We start from the raw sequence: 15,741 nt of genomic DNA, 5'->3' as shown, positions 1-15,741 counted from the left end.
ACGATGACCCTGTTCGGCCATCCGCTCGATCTCGGCCCCCTGTGGCTGACGTTGCAGGTCGCCAGCATCGCCACTGCCATCCTGCTGGTTCCCGGCATGGCGCTGGCCTGGTGGCTGGCGAACTGGCGCTCGCCGCTGCGCGCCGTGGTCGAGGCGGTGGTGGCCTTGCCGCTGGTGCTGCCGCCGGTGGTCTTGGGGTTTTATCTATTGGTCTTTCTCAATCCGCAGGGCTGGGTGACGCAAACCCTGCACAGCCTCGGCTATGAAGGCCAGCTCACCTTCAACAAAATCGGCCTGATCATCGGCTCGGTGGTGTATTCGTTGCCCTTCATGGTGCAACCGCTGCTGCGCGCGTTCGAGAGCTTGCCGCGCAACCTGCTCGACGCCGCCGCCACCCTGCGCGCCGGTTGGTGGGACCGGTTTTTCAACGTGGTGCTGCCGCTGTCGCGCGGCGGGCTGATCGTCGCGCTCACCCTGACCTTTGCGCACACCGTGGGCGAGTTCGGCGTGGTGCTCATGGTGGGCGGCAATATTCCGGGCAAGACGCGCGTGGTGTCGATCGACATCTACAACCATGTCGAGGCGATGGAGTACGCCCAGGCGCACATGCTCTCGGCGCTGATGCTGGTGTTTGCCGTCATCGTGCTGACCATCGTCTATGGCCTGTACCGCCACGGCAACAAGGAGCACGGCTGATGTCGGGGCGCGGGTCTACCGCAGCGGTCAGCGGCAATGTGCAGGCGCGGCTAGGCGCCTTCAGCCTGCAGACGGGTGATTTTTCCTGGCCGCTCGACGGCATCACCGCCTTGTTCGGCCGCTCCGGCTGTGGCAAAAGCACCCTGCTGCGCGCCATCGCCGGGCTGATTCCGCGCGCCAGCGGCACGCTGCGCGTCGGCGAGGCGCTTTGGCTGGACGGGCGGCGGCAGACCCCGGCGCCGCAGCGCGACGTGGGCTATGTATTCCAGGACGCGGCGCTGTTCCCGCATCTTTCCGTGCGCGGCAATCTGCAGTTTGCGGCAAGCCGCGCGCCCAAAGGCGAGGCGCCTGCGGCGATCGACCAGGTCGCCGCCGAAGTCGGCATCGCTCATCTGCTCGACCGTCGCATCGCCGCGCTATCGGGCGGGGAGAAGCAGCGGGTGGCAATCGCCCGCGCCTTGCTGTCGCGCCCGCGGCTGCTGCTGCTCGACGAGCCCTTGGCCGCGCTCGACTGGAAAGCCAAGGACGAATTGCTCGAACTCATCGGCCAGATCGCCCGCACGCAGCGCTTGCCCATGGTGCTGGTCAGCCACGCGCCGGAAGAAATCGAGCGCCTGGCGCAACGCGTGGTGTTCATGCAGGACGGGCGCATCCTGCGCATCGAGCCGCTGACCGAGGCGCTGATGCGCGCCGACTCGCCCTTGTTCGACCGGCTCGGCCCGGTGGCGGTGCTCGAAGGTGAGGCCACGCCGCTGGCCGAAGGTCTGGCGCAACTGCGCATCGACGGCAGCCTGCTGACCTTTCCTGCCGCCGCCGAGCCGGGGCGGGTGCGGCTGCGCATCTACGCCCGCGACGTGGCGCTGGCGCGCAGCGTGCCCACCGACATCAGCATGCTCAACCACCTGCCCGCGCGCATTTGCGGCTTCGCCGCAAGCCGCCCTGGGCATAGTCTGGTGCGGCTGTGTCTGGCCGACGGCCAGGGGCTGTGGAGCGAAATCACCATGCGCGCCCGCGATGCGCTGCGTCTCGCCGAAGACGAGGCTGTGATCGCTCTCATCAAGGCCGCCTCGGTGGAGCGATGACATGAACGCGTCTTCGTCGGTCACCGCCCCCTGCCCCACGGCCTGCGATACGGCCTGTGCCGTCCGTGGCTTTTTCACCGCGCTGGCCATCGGGCTGCTCGGCGGCCTGGTCGGTCTGGGCGGGGCGGAGTTTCGTCTGCCGGTGCTGGTCGGGCTGTTCTGTTTGGCGACGCTGCAGGCGGTGATCGCCAACAAGGCGTTGTCGCTGCTGGTGGTGGGCGTGGCGATCGTCGCCCGGCTGCACGCCGTGCCGCTGGCGGCTTTGCTGCCGCATTGGCCCGTGGTGCTCAACCTGTTGGCGGGCAGTCTGCTCGGTGCCTGGTGGGCCGCGGGCTGGGCGATGCGCTTGCCGCACAAGACGCTCGATGGCGTGCTGCTGGTGCTGCTCATTCTGCTGGCCTGCACCATGGCGGCCGAGCAGGTGTTCGGCCTGCGCGCCCTGCCCAATCTCGCACAGATTCTGCCGCCCTGGGGGCACGCGGCTGTGGGCATCGCCGCCGGGCTGGTGATCGGCCTATTCGCCGCGGTGATGGGCGTGGCCGGGGGCGAACTGCTGATTCCGACCATCGTGCTGCTGTGGGGGCTGGACCTCAAGCTCGCGGGCAGCCTGTCGCTGCTGGTGTCGCTGCCGACCATGATCGTGGGATTTGCCCGCTACCGCGAAAGCGCGGCGTTCGCCGTGCTGCGCACCCATCGCGCGCTGCTGCTGAGTATGGCCGCAGGTTCATTGCTCGGCGCGCTGCTGGGCGGGCTGCTGCTGGGCGTCGTGCCCACCGACGGCCTCGGCCTGCTGCTGGCGCTGATTCTGGCGGTCTCGGCGTGGAAAGTGTTTCGCCACCGTCGTTCCACCTGAACACCACAAGGAAAGTTTGTCATGCAAACCGTTTTGCTCACCCGTCGCCGCCTCGCTCTCGGCGGTTTGATTGCGCTGCTGCCCGCGGCGCGCGCACTGGCTGCCGATCCCGCCGGGCTGCTGCTCATGGCTGGCGCCGGTTACAAGCGCCCGGTCGAGGCGCTGTGCGCCGACTTCACCCGCGACACCGGCATTGCGGTGGAGCGCAGCTATGGCAATCTGCAGCAAATCTTTGCCCAGGCTCGCGCCAGCGGGCGGGTGGATGTGCTGATCGGCGACGCCGATTTCATCGACCACGCCAAAGACCTCAACCTGCCGCAGCGCCAGATACTCGGCCAGGGCAAGCTGGTGCTGGCGTGGCGGCGCAAGCTGCTGGGACGCCGCAGCCCCGACCCGATCATCGACCCGGTGCGCGACCTGCCCGAGATGCAGTCCATCACCCTGCCCAACCCGCAGCAAGCGATTTACGGCCGAGCCGCCGAGCAATGGCTCAAGGCCAAGGGCCTGTGGGCGCCGCTGCAGGACAAGCTCAAAATCGTGCAGACCGTGCCGCAGGTCAGCGCCTACCTCACCTCGGGGCAGATCGACGCCGGTTTTCTCAACCTCACCGAGGTACTGGCGGTCAAGGGGCAGCTCGGCGGCTACCTCGAACTCCAGCCGGGGGCGGATAGCTATGCGCCCATCGACATCGTCGCCGCATTCCCCGAGCAGACGGTGCAGCCCGAAACCTCGGCCAGCCGCGCCCGCTTTGCGCAGTTCTTGCAAAGCGCGCAGGCACAGGAGATCTTGCGCCGCGCCGGGCTGTGAGCCTTGCCGCATGTCCGTCCTCACCCCGGATGCGGTCAAGGCGCTGTGGCTGAGCGTGCGAATCGCCCTGCTGGTGCTGCCCGCTTACGCCGCGGCTGCCGTGGTGTTGGGTTACGCGCTGCAATTCGGCCTGCGCCGACCGGCTTGGTTGGATGCGCTGATCACCATCCCACTGGTGTTTCCGCCGGTGGTCATCGGTTTTGCCCTGCTGTGGCTGCTGGGGCGCGAGAGCCTGCTCGGGCGCGCGCTGCAGCTCGTCGGCGTGAATTTTGTGTTCACCTTTCCGGGGCTGCTGCTGGCGGCGTTCATCGCCGGGCTGCCGCTGGCGGTCAAGACCCTGCAGACCGCGCTGCAGACGCATCCCCGTGTGTGGCACGAGGTGGCGCTCACCCTGGGGCGCGGGCCGGTCAATGTGTACCTCACCATGCACCTGCCGATTGCCCTGCCCGCCTTGCTCGGCGGGCTGCTGCTGGCGCTGGCGCGCGGCATGGGCGAGGTGGGGATTTCGCTCATGCTCGGCGGCAACATCCTCGGACGCACCGAAACCCTGTCGCTGGCGATTTTCAACACCGTGACCACGGGCGACTACGCCCAGGCGGCCTGGCTCAGCGCCTTGCTGGGCGGGTTCAGCCTGGTGCTGTTCGTTGCCGTGCGTCTGCTGCAAAACAAGGAGCTTGCCAAACATGATGTATTTCACCCAGGCTGACATCGATCAGCTCATTCTCGAAGACCTGCCGCTGCACGACGAAACCACGCGCGCGCTGGCCCTGCCCGACGTGCCCGGCAGCCTCACCTACTGCGCACGCCAGCCCGGCGTGCTCGCGGGCCTGGCGCCGCTGCTGCGTCTGGCGCAATCGCTGGGTTTGCGCCCCGAGCCGCTGGCGGCCGATGGCGATGCCACCGCGCCGGGGCAGGCGGTGCTGAGGGTGCACGGCAACGCGCACGCGCTGCACATGGCCTGGAAACAGGGCATGAACCTGCTCGAATATCTGGGCGGCATCGCCAGCGCCACGCGGCAGATGGTCGATGCCGCGCGCGCGGGCAATCCGCGCATTCAGGTGGCGGGCACGCGCAAGGCGCATCCCGGAGCACGGAAGCTGCAGCACTACGCCGTGCTGTGCGGCGGTGGCATGGTGCACCGCGCCGGGCTGTCGGAAACCATTCTGGTGTTCGCTCAGCACCGCGCCTTTCTGCCTGATCTGGATGCGGCGCAGCTGGTGGCGCGCGCCAAGGCGCACAGCCCGGAAAAATTCGTGCTCATCGAGGCCGAAAGCGCCGACGACGCGCTGGTCGCCGCACGCGCCGGGGCGGACGGCGTGCAGCTCGACAAAATGTCGCCCGAGCAACTGACCGCGCTCGTGCCGCAACTGCGCGCGCTGCAGCCGCGGCTGACCATCAACGCCGCAGGCGGCATCCGCCCCGACAACGCCGCAGCGTTTGCCGCCAGCGGGGTGGACGTGCTCGTGACCTCCAGCCTGTACAACGCCAAGGCCGCCGACTTCGGCGCGGTAATGCAGCGGCTGTGAACTCTCTCGCGCCGCCGTCGAGAATGCGGTTTGCTGCGGCGGGGTCGGCCCCCGCCACGGATGCTCCTTCACATGCGCTGCAGGCCCATTCGCCGCCACAGCGCCTTTTCGATCTCGATGGCGGCAAACACCGCCAGGCTCAGCCCCAAGACTGCAGCGGCGGCGCGTAGGTGAACGCCAGCTGCAGCAGCACCAGCAAAATGGCCACCGCCAGCGCCACCGGATTGCCGTGCAACAGGGTGCGATGCAGCGCCGAGGCGGTGTAGCTGCGCACCTGAAACAGATAGGCCAGTTCGGCGAAGGCCAGCATATCGACCGCTGCGGTGCGTGCAAGCTCAAGGCTGCTGCCGCGCGCCAGTTCCCATTCGAAAATGCCGAAGGTTGTTGCACCCATCAGCAGGCTGACGAACCCGATGCGCACCAGCATGGAGCGGGTGATCAGCGGCTCGGCGGGTGAGCGCGGCGGCCGCTGCATGACGTCGATTTCGGGCGGCTCGAAGGCCAGCGCCAGCGACAGCGTGACCGCGGAGACCATGTTCACCCACAGGATCTGGCTGGCGGTGACCGGCAGGGCCAGTCCCGCCAGCAGGGCAAACAAAATCACGCCAGCCTCGCCGATATTCGTCGGCAGGATGAATAGCAGCGACTTCTTGATGTTGTCGAACACCGCGCGGCCTTCGCGCACGGCGCGGGCGATGGTGGCGAAGTTGTCATCGGTGAGCACCAGATCGGCGGCCTCGCGCGCGGCGTCTGTGCCTCGCCGCCCCATCGCCACGCCGATGTCGGCGGCCTTGAGCGCCGGTGCGTCGTTCACGCCGTCGCCAGTCATGGCGACGAGTTCGCCATCGGCCTGCAGCGCGCGCACCAGCCGGAGTTTGTGTTCCGGGCTGGCGCGGGCGATGACGTCGGTCTGGAGCAAGGCGCGGCGCAAGGCGGCCTCATCGAGTGAGTCGATGCGCGCACCGTCGAGCGGCAACGCGGCATTCAGCCCGATCTGCGCACCGATGGCTGCGGCGGTTGCGGCGTGGTCGCCGGTGATCATTTTCACCCGCAGTCCGGCCCGCTGGCACTCGGCCACTGCGGCAACGGCCTCATCGCGCGGCGGATCGATCAGGCCCGCCAGGCCCAGCAGGGTGAACCGCGGCGTGATGTCGGCGACGGTGAGTTTCGCCAGGTCGGAGGCGGATTCGCAGCGTGCCAGCGCCAGCACGCGCAAGCCCGATTGCGCTGCCCGCTCGATGGCGGTGAGCCAGTCGGACTGCACCACCGGCGCGCCATTCGCCTCCAGCGTGCACAAGGCCAGCACCTGTTCCGGCGCGCCCTTGAGCAGAATGAACGCCTTGCCCTGCGGGTCGCGATGCAGCGTGGCCATGTAGCGCAGTTCGGATTCGAAGGGGATGGCATCGACCCGCGGAAACTGCGCGCGCAGCGCCGCCCCGTCGAGACCGGCTTTGTAGGCCAGCGCCAGCAGCGCGCCCTCGGTGGGATCGCCGACGAGTTGCCATTGCTGCTGCGCATCTTGCTGCAATTGCGCGTCGTTGCACAGCAAGGCGCAGGTGGCAAGCGCCTGCAGCGGGTCATGCTGCGCCGGATGGATCGGCTTGCCCGCGGAAGTGAACACGCCAATCGGCGCGTAGCCCGCGCCGCTGACGGCGAGTTCGCATCCCGTCAGCATGACCCGCACCGCGGTCATTTCGTTGCGGGTGAGCGTGCCGGTTTTGTCGGTGCAGATCACGGTGACCGAGCCCAGGGTTTCGACGGCGGGAAGACGACGCAGCACGGCGCGCTGACGCGCCATATTGCGCGTGCCGATCGCCAGCACGATGGTGACGATGGCCGGCAGGCCCTCGGGAATCGCCGCAACCGCGAGCCCGACCGCGGCGAGAAACACGTCGAACATGGGCATGTGCCGCACGGCAACCCCAAAGGCGAAGGTCAGGGCGCTCAACAGCAGAATCACCCAGGTGATCTGGCGCGAGAAGCGGCCGAGGCGGCGCGTCAGCGGGGTTTCCAGCTCGGCGGCCTCGCGCACCATGTCGCCGATGCGGCCGATTTCCGTCGTGCGCCCGGTTTCCACCACCACACCCCGCCCCTGGCCGTAGCGCACTACGGTTCCGGCGTAGGCCATGCAGCGGCGTTCCGCCACGGGCGTTGCTTGGTCTACTGCGGCGGTGTCCTTCTCGGTGGCCACGGATTCGCCCGTCAGCGCAGATTCGTCGATACGCAGGTTTTTGACCTGCAGCAAGCGCAAGTCGGCTGGAACCCGGGCGCCGGATTCCAGCAATACCAGGTCACCGGGCACCAGCTCGGACGCGTCGCACTCGGCATACACCCCGTCGCGCAGCACGGTGGCCCGGCTGGCGAGCATGGCGCGCACCGCGGCCAGCGCTTGCTCAGCCTTTCCCTCCTGCACAAAGCCGATCACGGCGTTCATCAGCACCACTCCCAAGATGACCGCGGTGTCCACATAGTCGCGCAGCAGCAAAGTGACCCACCCTGCGGCGAGCAACACATAAATCAGCGGATTATGAAATTGCAGCGCGAAGCGGAGCAAAGGGCCACGCCGGGGCGGGGCGGGCAGCCTATTGAGGCCCTGCTCACGCAGGCGCCGCCTGGCTTCGTCCGCGCTCAGGCCGCGCTGCGCATCGCTTTGCAAGGCCGCCAGCGCGTCAGTCGCTTCGCGGGCATGCCAGAGAGCGCCCCCAGGCCACCGCTTTGCAGCGGCCGCCCCCCGAGCGGGATGAGACCCGCGGCTCCAAGCTGCCCTGCGGCAGCTTGGACGCAGCCGAATCCGAGCGGCTTGCAAGCCACGAGGTGGACAAGAAAACTTGGGGCGGCCCTGCGTTTTCTCATAAGGTTGTTCGGGAAGGGGCACGGGCGCTCGCTGATGGCCGGAATGCGCAAAGATTAGCAGCGCATGTTCTGGGTTTGGATGACACCGCGCACACCTCTGCAAGCACCTTGTCACATCTTCTCACCGCTGCCGGCTTGCAGTCGCAGCACAATCAAAAAACGCAACTGCGCAACCGCGCGAGGAGACAACGATGTTCCAACTGAAGCGTTCATCAAAATCGCTCATTCCCGCACTCTGCATGACCGCCTTGGCGCTGTCAGCAGGCTCGGCCTTTGCCGCGACCGCACCGGCGGGCAAGTTCACCGCCACGGCCAAAGTCTCGTCGATCGACGAGGCCGCAGCGCAAGGCGCGCAAATTTTCGCCAACGACACCTTCGGCACCAAGCAGACCTGGGTGCCGGCCAACGCCTTCAGCAGCCATCTCATGACCTGCGCCGCCTGCCACACGGACGGCGGCAAAACCGAGGGCACGACCCCGGCGGGCGCCCATCTGCCCAGTCTGATCGGCGCAGCGGCCAACTATCCGAAATTCAAGGCCAAGAAGCACGCGGTCTACACCCTGGAGCGGCAGATTGTGCATTGCGTGCGCGCCGGCATCGTCGGCAAGCCCCCGGCGTACAACAGCCCGGAAATGATCGACCTCGTGGCCTATCTCACCCAGCTCTCCAAGGGCGCCACCATGGGGCAGCAATTCAAGTGATTGGGCTGCGTCGAATCGTCATCGGCGGCGCGCTCGCCTGGGGAGCGGTTGCCGTCGCGTGGGCCGCCTCCGCTTCCGATATGCAAAAACTGGCCGAGTCGCAGGGCTGTTTTTCGTGCCACGCCATCAACCATAATAAGGTCGGGCCGGCTTACACCGCGGTGGCGCAACGTTACGCTCACAACCCCAACGCTGCGGCCATTCTGCAAGACGCGATTCTCAACGGCCATCAAGGCACATGGGGCGTGATTCCGATGCCCGCTTACGCCCCGGACGGCTACCTGAACCCGCATCAGGCGCTCGATCTGGCGAAGTGGATTCTGAGCCTCAAGCCCGCGCCCTGAAAAGAGAACGCTCAACCGGGCGTGGCGCTCATTTTTTCTTGTGACGATCCGGCACGAAGGTGACGATTTCCGGCCGCACCGCGTCTGGCGAAATTGGTTTGGGCGGAGATTTGTCCGCCTTGGGCTTTTTGACTTCCTTGTTCGTCCGTTGCTGACCTTTGGGCATGATGACGCTCCTTGTTGTGTGCATTGTCCCGTATCGGGAATAAAAAAACCGCAGCCAAGGCTGCGGTTTTTTGTTTGAGCCCTTGCGGGATCAGATCATGATTACAGCGGCGTCACGTTCGAAGCCTGCAGGCCCTTAGGGCCTTGCTTGACTTCGAATTGCACGCGCTGGTTTTCTGCCAGGGTCTTGAAGCCATTGCCTTGAATTTCGCTGAAATGCACGAACAGATCGGCATCGCCGCCGTCCTGGGCGATAAAGCCAAAGCCCTTGCTTTCGTTAAACCATTTGACGGCGCCAGTTTGCATAGCCATTTTTGAGTTCCTAAAAAGTGAATGAGCTGCGCAGCAACATGCCAGCGCAGTGCAGAAACACGCCAGAAATCACTTGGGGAATTCAATCAGGCCGCAAACCGCTGCAGGGCAGACGGATTGGGTTTCGACGATCTTCTTCAAAACGACCTACTTTTGCGTTACTACGGAATTCATTGTAATTGGTTTCTGGCTCGACGTGTGATCCGCGTTGGGAACTTGGGCATGACTTATGCTGCGCCGGGTAGATACAAAATTTTCGCCAGCCTTTTTTCTCCACGATGACCGGCCTCGAACTCACCCTGCTTTACCTCGTTGCCGCAGTGATCGGTGTGGCCGTGTTTCGCGCCATGTCCATGCCGCCCATGCTCGGCTATCTGGCAGTGGGCGTGGTCATCGGCCCCAACACCCTGGCGCTGGCCGGAGACACCGCCGGGTTGCAGCATCTGGCTGAATTCGGCGTGGTGTTCCTGATGTTTTCCATTGGCCTGGAATTCAGCCTGGGCCAGCTCAAGGCCATGCGTTCGCTGGTGTTCGGGCTGGGCGCCGCGCAAATGCTCTCGACCCTGGCGGCGGTGCTGCTGGCCAGTCTGGCGTTCGCCGGGTTCATGCCAAAGTTCTGGTCGCAAGCGATTGCGGCGGGCATTGCCATCGGCGGCGCGTTCGCCATGTCGTCCACGGCCATCGTGGTCAAGCTGCTGGCGGAAAAAATCGAACTCGACTCGGAGCATGGCCGTCACATCATCGGTGTGCTGCTGTTTCAGGATCTGGCGGTGGTGCCCCTGCTGATCCTGATTCCAGCGCTGGCTTCGCACAGCGCCGATCTGCCGCGGCTGCTGCTGTTTGCTGCCATCAAGGCGGTGCTGGTGCTGGCGGTCATTTTGCTGGCAGGCGGGCGCTTGCTGCAGCCTTGGCTGCGCATCGTGGTCAAGCGCAAGTCCGATGAGCTGTTCATGCTCAATCTGCTGCTGCTCACCTTGGGGCTGGCCTGGATCACCGAGCTGGCCGGGCTGTCGCTGGCGCTGGGCGCATTTCTGGCCGGCATGCTCATTGCCGAAACGCCCTACAAGGCGCAGGTGGAGGCGGATATTCGCCCCTTCCGCGACGTGCTGCTCGGGCTGTTTTTCATCACTATCGGCATGCTGCTCGACTGGCGGCTTGTGCTGGCGCAGTGGTGGCTGGTGCTGCTGCTGGCCGTGCTGCCGCCGCTGGTCAAGGCGGCGCTGGTGTTCGGCATCGAGCGTCTGCGAAAAACGCCGCCGGGGCTGAGCCTGCGGGTGGCGCTGTGGCTGGCGCCAGCGGGTGAATTCGGCATCGTGCTGATCAATATCGCTTCGGGCAACAAGCTCATTCCGCCCGAGGTGCTCAATCCGGTGTTGGCGGCCATGGTCATTTCCATGCTCTACACCCCTCTGCTGGGACAGTACATCGACCGCATCGTGCTGAAGGTGTCATCGGCGGACTGGATGCTCGCCTCGCTGCAGCTCACCAATATCGCGCGCAGTTCCATCAAGGCGCAGAACCACGTCATCATCTGCGGCTTCGGCCGCTGCGGGCAGAATCTGGCGCGCCTGCTCGATACCGAGCACATTGCGCACCTTGCGCTCGACCTCGATCCCGACCGGGTGGCGCAGACCAAGGCCGCCGGGCAGAACGTGGTGTACGGCGACTCCACCCGGCTGGCCACGCTGCAGGCGGCCGGCTTGCAGCGGGCGAGTGCGCTGGTCATTACCTATGTCGAGACGCATTCGGCGCTGCGCATCTTGCATCTCATGCGCGAGCATGCGCCGCATGTGCCGGTGGTGGTGCGCACCATGGACGACGGTCCGCTGGAAGAGTTGCGCCAGGCTGGCGCTGCCGAGGTGGTGCCCGAAATTCTCGAAGGCTCGCTGATGTTGGCCTCTCACACTCTGGCTCTGGTGGGAGTGCCGCTGCCGCGGGTGCTGAAACGGGTGCGACATGCGCGCGCGCAGCGCTACAGCCTGCTGCGCGACTGGTTTCACGGCAGCGACGATGCCTCGCTGGACGACGCCGATCAGCCGCGCCTGCAATCGATCACCCTTACCGCCGAAGCCGCCGCCGTGGGGCAGATGCTGCGTGCGGTCAGCCGCGAGGGCGCGCGCGTCACGCAGGTGCGGCGCAGCAACGGTCAGGTGCTCAAACCCGCTCCCACCTTGCTGCTGCAAGAGGGCGATACCGTGGTGCTTTCCGGCCTGCCTGATGCGCTGGCCGTGGCGGAAGAAGCGCTGCTGCGCGGTTGATCTATGCTGTGCGGATTTCCAGTTCTTCGTGTCGCCTGCCGTGCCCATACAACCTGATGCCTTTGCTGCCAGCCCCGCGCGGGTGATCGATGCTGCGGCCGTGTCGCCGCAGGAGGCCGTGGCCGAGCGTGCGCTGCGCCCGCAGCAGCTCGACGACTATGTCGGCCAGGCGCGGGTGCGTGAGCAGCTCGACATTTTCATCGGCGCGGCGCGCAAGCGCGAAGAAGCCCTCGACCACGTGCTGCTGTTCGGCCCGCCGGGTCTGGGCAAGACCACGCTGGCGCACATCGTGGCGCGGGAAATGGGCGTGAACCTGCGTTCGACCTCCGGCCCGGTGCTCGAACGCGCGGGCGATCTGGCCGCGTTGCTAACCAATCTGGAGCGCAACGACGTGCTGTTCATCGACGAGATTCACCGCCTCTCGCCGGTGGTCGAGGAGATTCTGTATCCGGCGCTGGAGGATTATCAGATCGACATTCTGATCGGCGAAGGGCCGGGCGCGCGCAGTGTGAAAATCGACCTGCAGCCCTTCACCCTGGTCGGCGCCACCACGCGCGCAGGCATGTTGACCAACCCCTTGCGCGACCGTTTCGGCATCGTCGCCCGGCTGGAGTTTTATACCGCCGAGGAATTGACTCGCATTGTGCTGCGTTCGGCCAAGTTGCTCGGCGCCGTCATCGACCCGGACGGCGCGGTCGAGATTGCCCGCCGCGCCCGCGGCACGCCGCGCATCGCCAACCGCCTGCTGCGCCGGGTGCGCGACTATGCCGACATGAAAGCCGCCGGGAGAATCAGCGCCGAAGTGGCCGATGCCGCACTGCGCATGCTCGACGTCGATCCGCTGGGTTTCGACGTGATGGATCGCAAGCTGCTCGAAGCCGTGGTGCACCGTTTCGACGGCGGGCCGGTGGGGCTGGACAATCTGGCCGCAGCCATTGGCGAAGAGCGCGACACCATCGAAGACGTGATCGAACCCTACCTCATCCAGCAGGGCTATTTGCAACGCACCCCGCGCGGGCGCATCGCCACCGCGGCGACCTACGCCCATCTCGGCCTGGCCGCGCCGCAGCGTCCGGGCGGCGATCTGTTCGGCGGTTGAGGTCCGGCGAGCTCAATAAGCCAGATAGCCGTTGGGCGCGCTGGCGTTGGTGCCTTCCAGGCCCGTCGCGATTGAACGGCCGTAGAAAAACGGCAGCCCCAGATCCACGAAACCCGAAATGGCCGCCGTTCCGCCCAACGCGGGCAGGGCGGCGTTTTGCGTCTGGAACATCTCTTGCGCATTGCCGATCACGATGTTTTGCGCCGGCCCATAGGAGCGGTCAGCCAACTGCAGACTGGCCGCCAGGCTGAACGCCTGCGAAGGGCAGTAAAAGCTTGAGGTCTGCGAGCAGGTCGGTACGCCGCTGAGCGCCAGGTAATAACCGTTGGAGCCGCTGTCGACAAAGCCCGACACAGCCGTTCCGTTCAGGGTCAGGGACAGATTGCCCGCACTGTCGAGCGGATAAAGCTGCGCGCCGCTCAGGGTGTTGTTGGCCTGCGTGTTGATGCCAAAAATCAGCGTTCCGTTTGCGCTGGGCGCGCCAAGGGGCAGCGGCACGCCGGGCAGGGCGAGGATGCTGCCGTTGTTGTCCGTGGCGAATGCCGCGATGGGGTTGATGCCTTGCAGCGAAGTGTCCACTGTCACCCCCGTGCAGGTACTACCGCCGCAGGCGTAATACACCCCACCTGCGCTGCTTTGAGCACAGGCGCTGCCGCAGTCGTACTTCAAATTGCTCACACCCAGAATGCCGTTGGCGATGCCGTAAAAATTGCTGGCGAAATCGACCCCGCCCGTGCCGCTGCAACTGCTGGGCGCGGCGGGCAGCGCGGCGTCATCCATGATCTGGATCGGGATCTCGGTCGTGGTGGCTTCACCCCCGATCTGCACGATGGCACGCCGCATGCTGCCCCAGGCATAGCCCGAGGCGAACTGCGCGCAGGCCGCCAAGGTGGAGCTGCCGTTGGTGATTTGGGGTAGCGCACTCAGCTGAGTGCTGTTGAGTGCAGCGGAAAACAGCCGTAGCCCCTGCGAGCCGGTGTCCACCAGCACGTCCGGGATGGACTGGCAAGGACTGCCGCCTGGCGCGCAGACCGTGACGGTGACGTAAGGCGTGTTCGCCGTGAGCGTGGTGGTGTTGCTGCCGAGTTGGCGAATGCTGACGGGGATCACATTGCCTGAGGGGATGGCGTTACTACTTGAGCCGCCTCCTCCGCAAGCCGCGAGCAACAGTGCTGTGCTCAAAGCGGCGATGACGGATGCTGTGCGAAAAAAGGCGGATCGGCTTGCTTGCGGCATGGTTGCGGCCTCGGGGCTAGGTCAAATACAAGTCGGGGGTCATCGCCGAATCATTGAACCGCAGCTCAGATGACAGTGTCCATCGGCTTCAGAACGCCCAGTAGCCGTAGGGCGCGCTGGGGTTGCTGCTGTTCTCCAACCCGGTGGCGATGGGGCGGCCGTAGAAAAAGGGCAGGCCGAGATCGGCGAACTGGGCGATGGCGGCGGTGCCGCCCAGAGCGGGCAGGGCGGTGAACTGTTGGTCGAACATGGTCTGCGCATTGCCGATGACCAGGGTCTGCGCGCTGGAGGCGCCGCTGAGCTGAACGGTGAGCGCAACCGGGCTGCTGGGGCAGTACCAGCTGAATGCGGCGTTGGGTGTGCAGCGGGTGACGCTGGGGTCGAGGTCGAGAAAGTAGCCGTTGGAGCCGCTGTCGATGAAGCCGCGGCCCATCACGCCATCGATGCGACCGTCGATGTAGGCATCTTGCCCGATGGGGAAAATTTCGGCGCCCGCGGGCAGCTCGTTGTTGGATTGCGTGCCGATGCCGAACACCAGCGTGCCGGTCGCGCTGGCAGCGCCACCGGGCGCCACGGCGGGCAGGTTCAGGATGCTGCCGTTATTGTCCACGGCAAACGCGGAAATGGGGTTGGTGCCCTGTTGCGAAAGTTCGGCGCTGGTCTGGCTGCAAGCGCCGTTCGCGCAGCGGTAATACATCGCAGGGCGGTCGGTGGCTGGTGTGGCCGCAGTGCAGCCTGCGCCGCAGTCGTGAATGAAATTGCTGATGCCCAGAATGCCGTTGGCCACCGGGGCGAAGCGGGTGGCGAAGTCGATGCCCTGTGCGGCGCAGGTCGAAGGCGCGGCGGGTAGGGTGGGGTCGTTCATGAACTGAACGGGGATGGCCGTGGTCGTGACCTCGCCGCCGATCTGCACCGTGGCCAGGTGCATGCTGCCCCAGGCATAGCCCGAGGCGAACTGGGCGCAGGCGGCCAGCGTGCCGCCGCCCGAGGCAATGCCAGGGAGATTGAGTGCGACCTTGTTGGCAAAAAGCCGCAGCCCCGCCGAGCCGGTATCCACCATCACGTCTGGAATGGTCTGGCAGTTGCCGCTGGCATCGCAGACCTTCACATCGACATAGGGCGTGTTCGCCGTGATGCTGGGGGCGCTCTGGAGCTGGCGAATGCTGACCGCCGCCACATTGCTGCCCGTTGCGGGGTTGGTCAGGGTGACAGATGGTGGCGATGGCAGCGCGCTGCTGCCGCCGCCTCCGCAGCCGGTCAACAGCAGGCCGGCCAGCGCAGCGGGGGCGGCCAGACGCATCAAACGGCCGCTAAGGCGCCAGAGGCGCAGTCCGGTCAACATGGCGGCGCAGCCTCAGGGCTGAAGGCTGGCGGGGTCGAAGCCGGCAGGAACCAGCGAGGGCACCCAAGCTACGCCAAGAAAGCCGCGCATGCGGCCCGCGCTGTGCACGACGATGTCGCTGCCCGCCACCTGCGAGACATTGAGCTGTTGCGTCTGCGTCTGGGCGGCGTGGACGTAGGGGGCGAAATAGCTGCCGAGCAGTTGTTGCAGATTGGGCTTGAATGGCCCCTTCCAGGTGATGGCGAACACCGTGCCCGCCGCGTTGGCATATTCCGTGACCGTCACGCCCTGCGGCGTTTGCACGGTTTGCGATTGAACGGCCGAGGCATTACTGGCTGCAGTCGGGCCAGACGTCGCCTGCGCCGCGACACGTTGCACCTGACTCACCGGATTGCCGTCCTGGGCCGCTTCTGACAACGGACGGCCCAGCCCGGCCTGGGCCGAAAGGCTGCTCAGTGCAAGGGTGA

At 66.0% G+C, this 15,741-nt stretch carries 16 protein-coding genes; 10 read left to right on the top strand and 6 right to left on the bottom strand.

Annotated elements, in window-relative coordinates; all coding sequences use genetic code 11:
- The first annotated feature begins 3 nt into the window (after positions 1-3).
- Genes modB through modD form a run of 6 tightly spaced genes read left to right on the top strand, consistent with a single transcriptional unit; the run spans position 4 to position 4,964 of the window.
- The gene (gene modB / locus B7X30_RS12790; protein ID WP_276707927.1) at positions 4-696 is read left to right on the top strand and encodes a molybdate ABC transporter permease subunit; all 693 of its coding nucleotides are present in this window, start codon (positions 4-6) and stop codon (positions 694-696) included.
- Entirely contained in the window at positions 696-1,778 is a 1,083-nt protein-coding gene (gene modC / locus B7X30_RS12785) for a molybdenum ABC transporter ATP-binding protein (RefSeq protein ID WP_286731006.1), read from the top strand. Before modB ends, modC begins: the two co-directional genes overlap by 1 nt.
- Before the next feature lies 1 nt (position 1,779).
- Entirely contained in the window at positions 1,780-2,631 is an 852-nt protein-coding gene (locus B7X30_RS12780) for a sulfite exporter TauE/SafE family protein (RefSeq protein ID WP_286731005.1), read from the top strand.
- Positions 2,632-2,652: 21 nt separating this feature from the next.
- Complete coding sequence (gene modA, locus B7X30_RS12775; RefSeq protein WP_286731004.1) at positions 2,653-3,438, top strand: molybdate ABC transporter substrate-binding protein; 786 nt, start codon at positions 2,653-2,655, stop codon at positions 3,436-3,438.
- A gap of 10 nt (positions 3,439-3,448) precedes the next feature.
- A complete protein-coding gene (locus B7X30_RS12770; RefSeq protein WP_286731003.1) occupies positions 3,449-4,144 on the top strand; it encodes a molybdate ABC transporter permease subunit in 696 nt (231 codons plus the stop codon).
- Positions 4,122-4,964, top strand: a complete 843-nt coding sequence (gene modD / locus B7X30_RS12765) for a ModD protein (RefSeq protein WP_286731002.1) — start codon at positions 4,122-4,124, stop codon at positions 4,962-4,964. Before B7X30_RS12770 ends, modD begins: the two co-directional genes overlap by 23 nt.
- 139 nt (positions 4,965-5,103) lie before the next feature.
- On the opposite strand, the gene B7X30_RS12760 is transcribed toward modD, so the two are convergent.
- Positions 5,104-7,620, bottom strand: coding sequence for a cation-translocating P-type ATPase (locus B7X30_RS12760; RefSeq protein WP_286731001.1), 2,517 nt, complete (start codon positions 7,618-7,620; stop codon positions 5,104-5,106).
- Between the two features lie 388 nt (positions 7,621-8,008).
- Here B7X30_RS12760 and B7X30_RS12755 point away from each other — a divergent pair, with 388 nt between their 5' ends.
- Positions 8,009-8,518: a c-type cytochrome gene (locus tag B7X30_RS12755; protein ID WP_013122009.1), complete on the top strand. Its 510-nt coding sequence runs from the start codon at positions 8,009-8,011 to the stop codon at positions 8,516-8,518.
- A complete protein-coding gene (locus B7X30_RS12750; RefSeq protein WP_286731000.1) occupies positions 8,515-8,862 on the top strand; it encodes a c-type cytochrome in 348 nt (115 codons plus the stop codon). Before B7X30_RS12755 ends, B7X30_RS12750 begins: the two co-directional genes overlap by 4 nt.
- Before the next feature lie 28 nt (positions 8,863-8,890).
- On the opposite strand, the gene B7X30_RS12745 is transcribed toward B7X30_RS12750, so the two are convergent.
- Positions 8,891-9,028 carry a hypothetical protein gene (locus B7X30_RS12745; protein ID WP_013122011.1) on the bottom strand — a complete coding sequence of 46 codons (138 nt, stop codon included), beginning with the start codon at positions 9,026-9,028 and terminating at the stop codon, positions 8,891-8,893.
- A gap of 101 nt (positions 9,029-9,129) precedes the next feature.
- On the bottom strand, positions 9,130-9,333 hold the full coding sequence (locus B7X30_RS12740; protein WP_041608319.1) for a cold-shock protein: 204 nt from the start codon (positions 9,331-9,333) through the stop codon (positions 9,130-9,132).
- 284 nt (positions 9,334-9,617) lie between these two features.
- On the opposite strand from B7X30_RS12740, the gene B7X30_RS12735 reads away from it, so the two are divergent.
- Positions 9,618-11,597 (top strand): monovalent cation:proton antiporter family protein, encoded by a 1,980-nt coding sequence (locus tag B7X30_RS12735; protein WP_286730997.1) that lies wholly within the window; start codon positions 9,618-9,620, stop codon positions 11,595-11,597.
- 40 nt (positions 11,598-11,637) lie between these two features.
- The gene (gene ruvB, locus B7X30_RS12730; protein WP_276707911.1) at positions 11,638-12,696 is read left to right on the top strand and encodes a Holliday junction branch migration DNA helicase RuvB; all 1,059 of its coding nucleotides are present in this window, start codon (positions 11,638-11,640) and stop codon (positions 12,694-12,696) included.
- 12 nt (positions 12,697-12,708) lie between these two features.
- On the opposite strand, the gene B7X30_RS12725 is transcribed toward ruvB, so the two are convergent.
- The 3 genes from B7X30_RS12725 to B7X30_RS12715 all read right to left on the bottom strand — a co-directional run.
- Positions 12,709-13,932: a DUF3443 domain-containing protein gene (locus tag B7X30_RS12725; RefSeq protein ID WP_286730995.1), complete on the bottom strand. Its 1,224-nt coding sequence runs from the start codon at positions 13,930-13,932 to the stop codon at positions 12,709-12,711.
- 88 nt (positions 13,933-14,020) lie between these two features.
- The gene (locus B7X30_RS12720; protein ID WP_286730994.1) at positions 14,021-15,274 is read right to left on the bottom strand and encodes a DUF3443 domain-containing protein; all 1,254 of its coding nucleotides are present in this window, start codon (positions 15,272-15,274) and stop codon (positions 14,021-14,023) included.
- Positions 15,275-15,286: 12 nt separating this feature from the next.
- Positions 15,287-15,741: DUF2844 domain-containing protein (locus B7X30_RS12715; RefSeq protein WP_286730993.1), on the bottom strand; the 455-nt coding region annotated here is incomplete at its 5' end.

This window comes from Thiomonas sp. 13-64-67, from assembly GCF_002282795.1.
Taxonomy (GTDB): domain Bacteria; phylum Pseudomonadota; class Gammaproteobacteria; order Burkholderiales; family Burkholderiaceae_C; genus Thiomonas; species Thiomonas arsenitoxydans.
Note: the sequence above shows the minus strand (reverse complement) of the source record. Positions and strands in the feature narration are given on the sequence as shown.

Excerpts from the sequence above, each read along its gene's own strand:
- B7X30_RS12770 (WP_286731003.1), top strand. The coding sequence starts at position 3,449 with ATGTCCGTCCTCACCCCGGATGCGGTCAAGGCGCTGTGGCTGAGCGTG.
- B7X30_RS12725 (WP_286730995.1), bottom strand. The coding sequence starts at position 13,932 with ATGCCGCAAGCAAGCCGATCCGCCTTTTTTCGCACAGCATCCGTCATC.
- B7X30_RS12745 (WP_013122011.1), bottom strand. The coding sequence starts at position 9,028 with ATGCCCAAAGGTCAGCAACGGACGAACAAGGAAGTCAAAAAGCCCAAG.
- B7X30_RS12720 (WP_286730994.1), bottom strand. The coding sequence starts at position 15,274 with ATGTTGACCGGACTGCGCCTCTGGCGCCTTAGCGGCCGTTTGATGCGT.
- modB (WP_276707927.1), top strand. The coding sequence starts at position 4 with ATGACCCTGTTCGGCCATCCGCTCGATCTCGGCCCCCTGTGGCTGACG.
- modC (WP_286731006.1), top strand. The coding sequence starts at position 696 with ATGTCGGGGCGCGGGTCTACCGCAGCGGTCAGCGGCAATGTGCAGGCG.
- B7X30_RS12780 (WP_286731005.1), top strand. The coding sequence starts at position 1,780 with ATGAACGCGTCTTCGTCGGTCACCGCCCCCTGCCCCACGGCCTGCGAT.
- B7X30_RS12735 (WP_286730997.1), top strand. The coding sequence starts at position 9,618 with ATGACCGGCCTCGAACTCACCCTGCTTTACCTCGTTGCCGCAGTGATC.
- B7X30_RS12740 (WP_041608319.1), bottom strand. The coding sequence starts at position 9,333 with ATGCAAACTGGCGCCGTCAAATGGTTTAACGAAAGCAAGGGCTTTGGC.
- modA (WP_286731004.1), top strand. The coding sequence starts at position 2,653 with ATGCAAACCGTTTTGCTCACCCGTCGCCGCCTCGCTCTCGGCGGTTTG.
- modD (WP_286731002.1), top strand. The coding sequence starts at position 4,122 with ATGATGTATTTCACCCAGGCTGACATCGATCAGCTCATTCTCGAAGAC.
- B7X30_RS12755 (WP_013122009.1), top strand. The coding sequence starts at position 8,009 with ATGTTCCAACTGAAGCGTTCATCAAAATCGCTCATTCCCGCACTCTGC.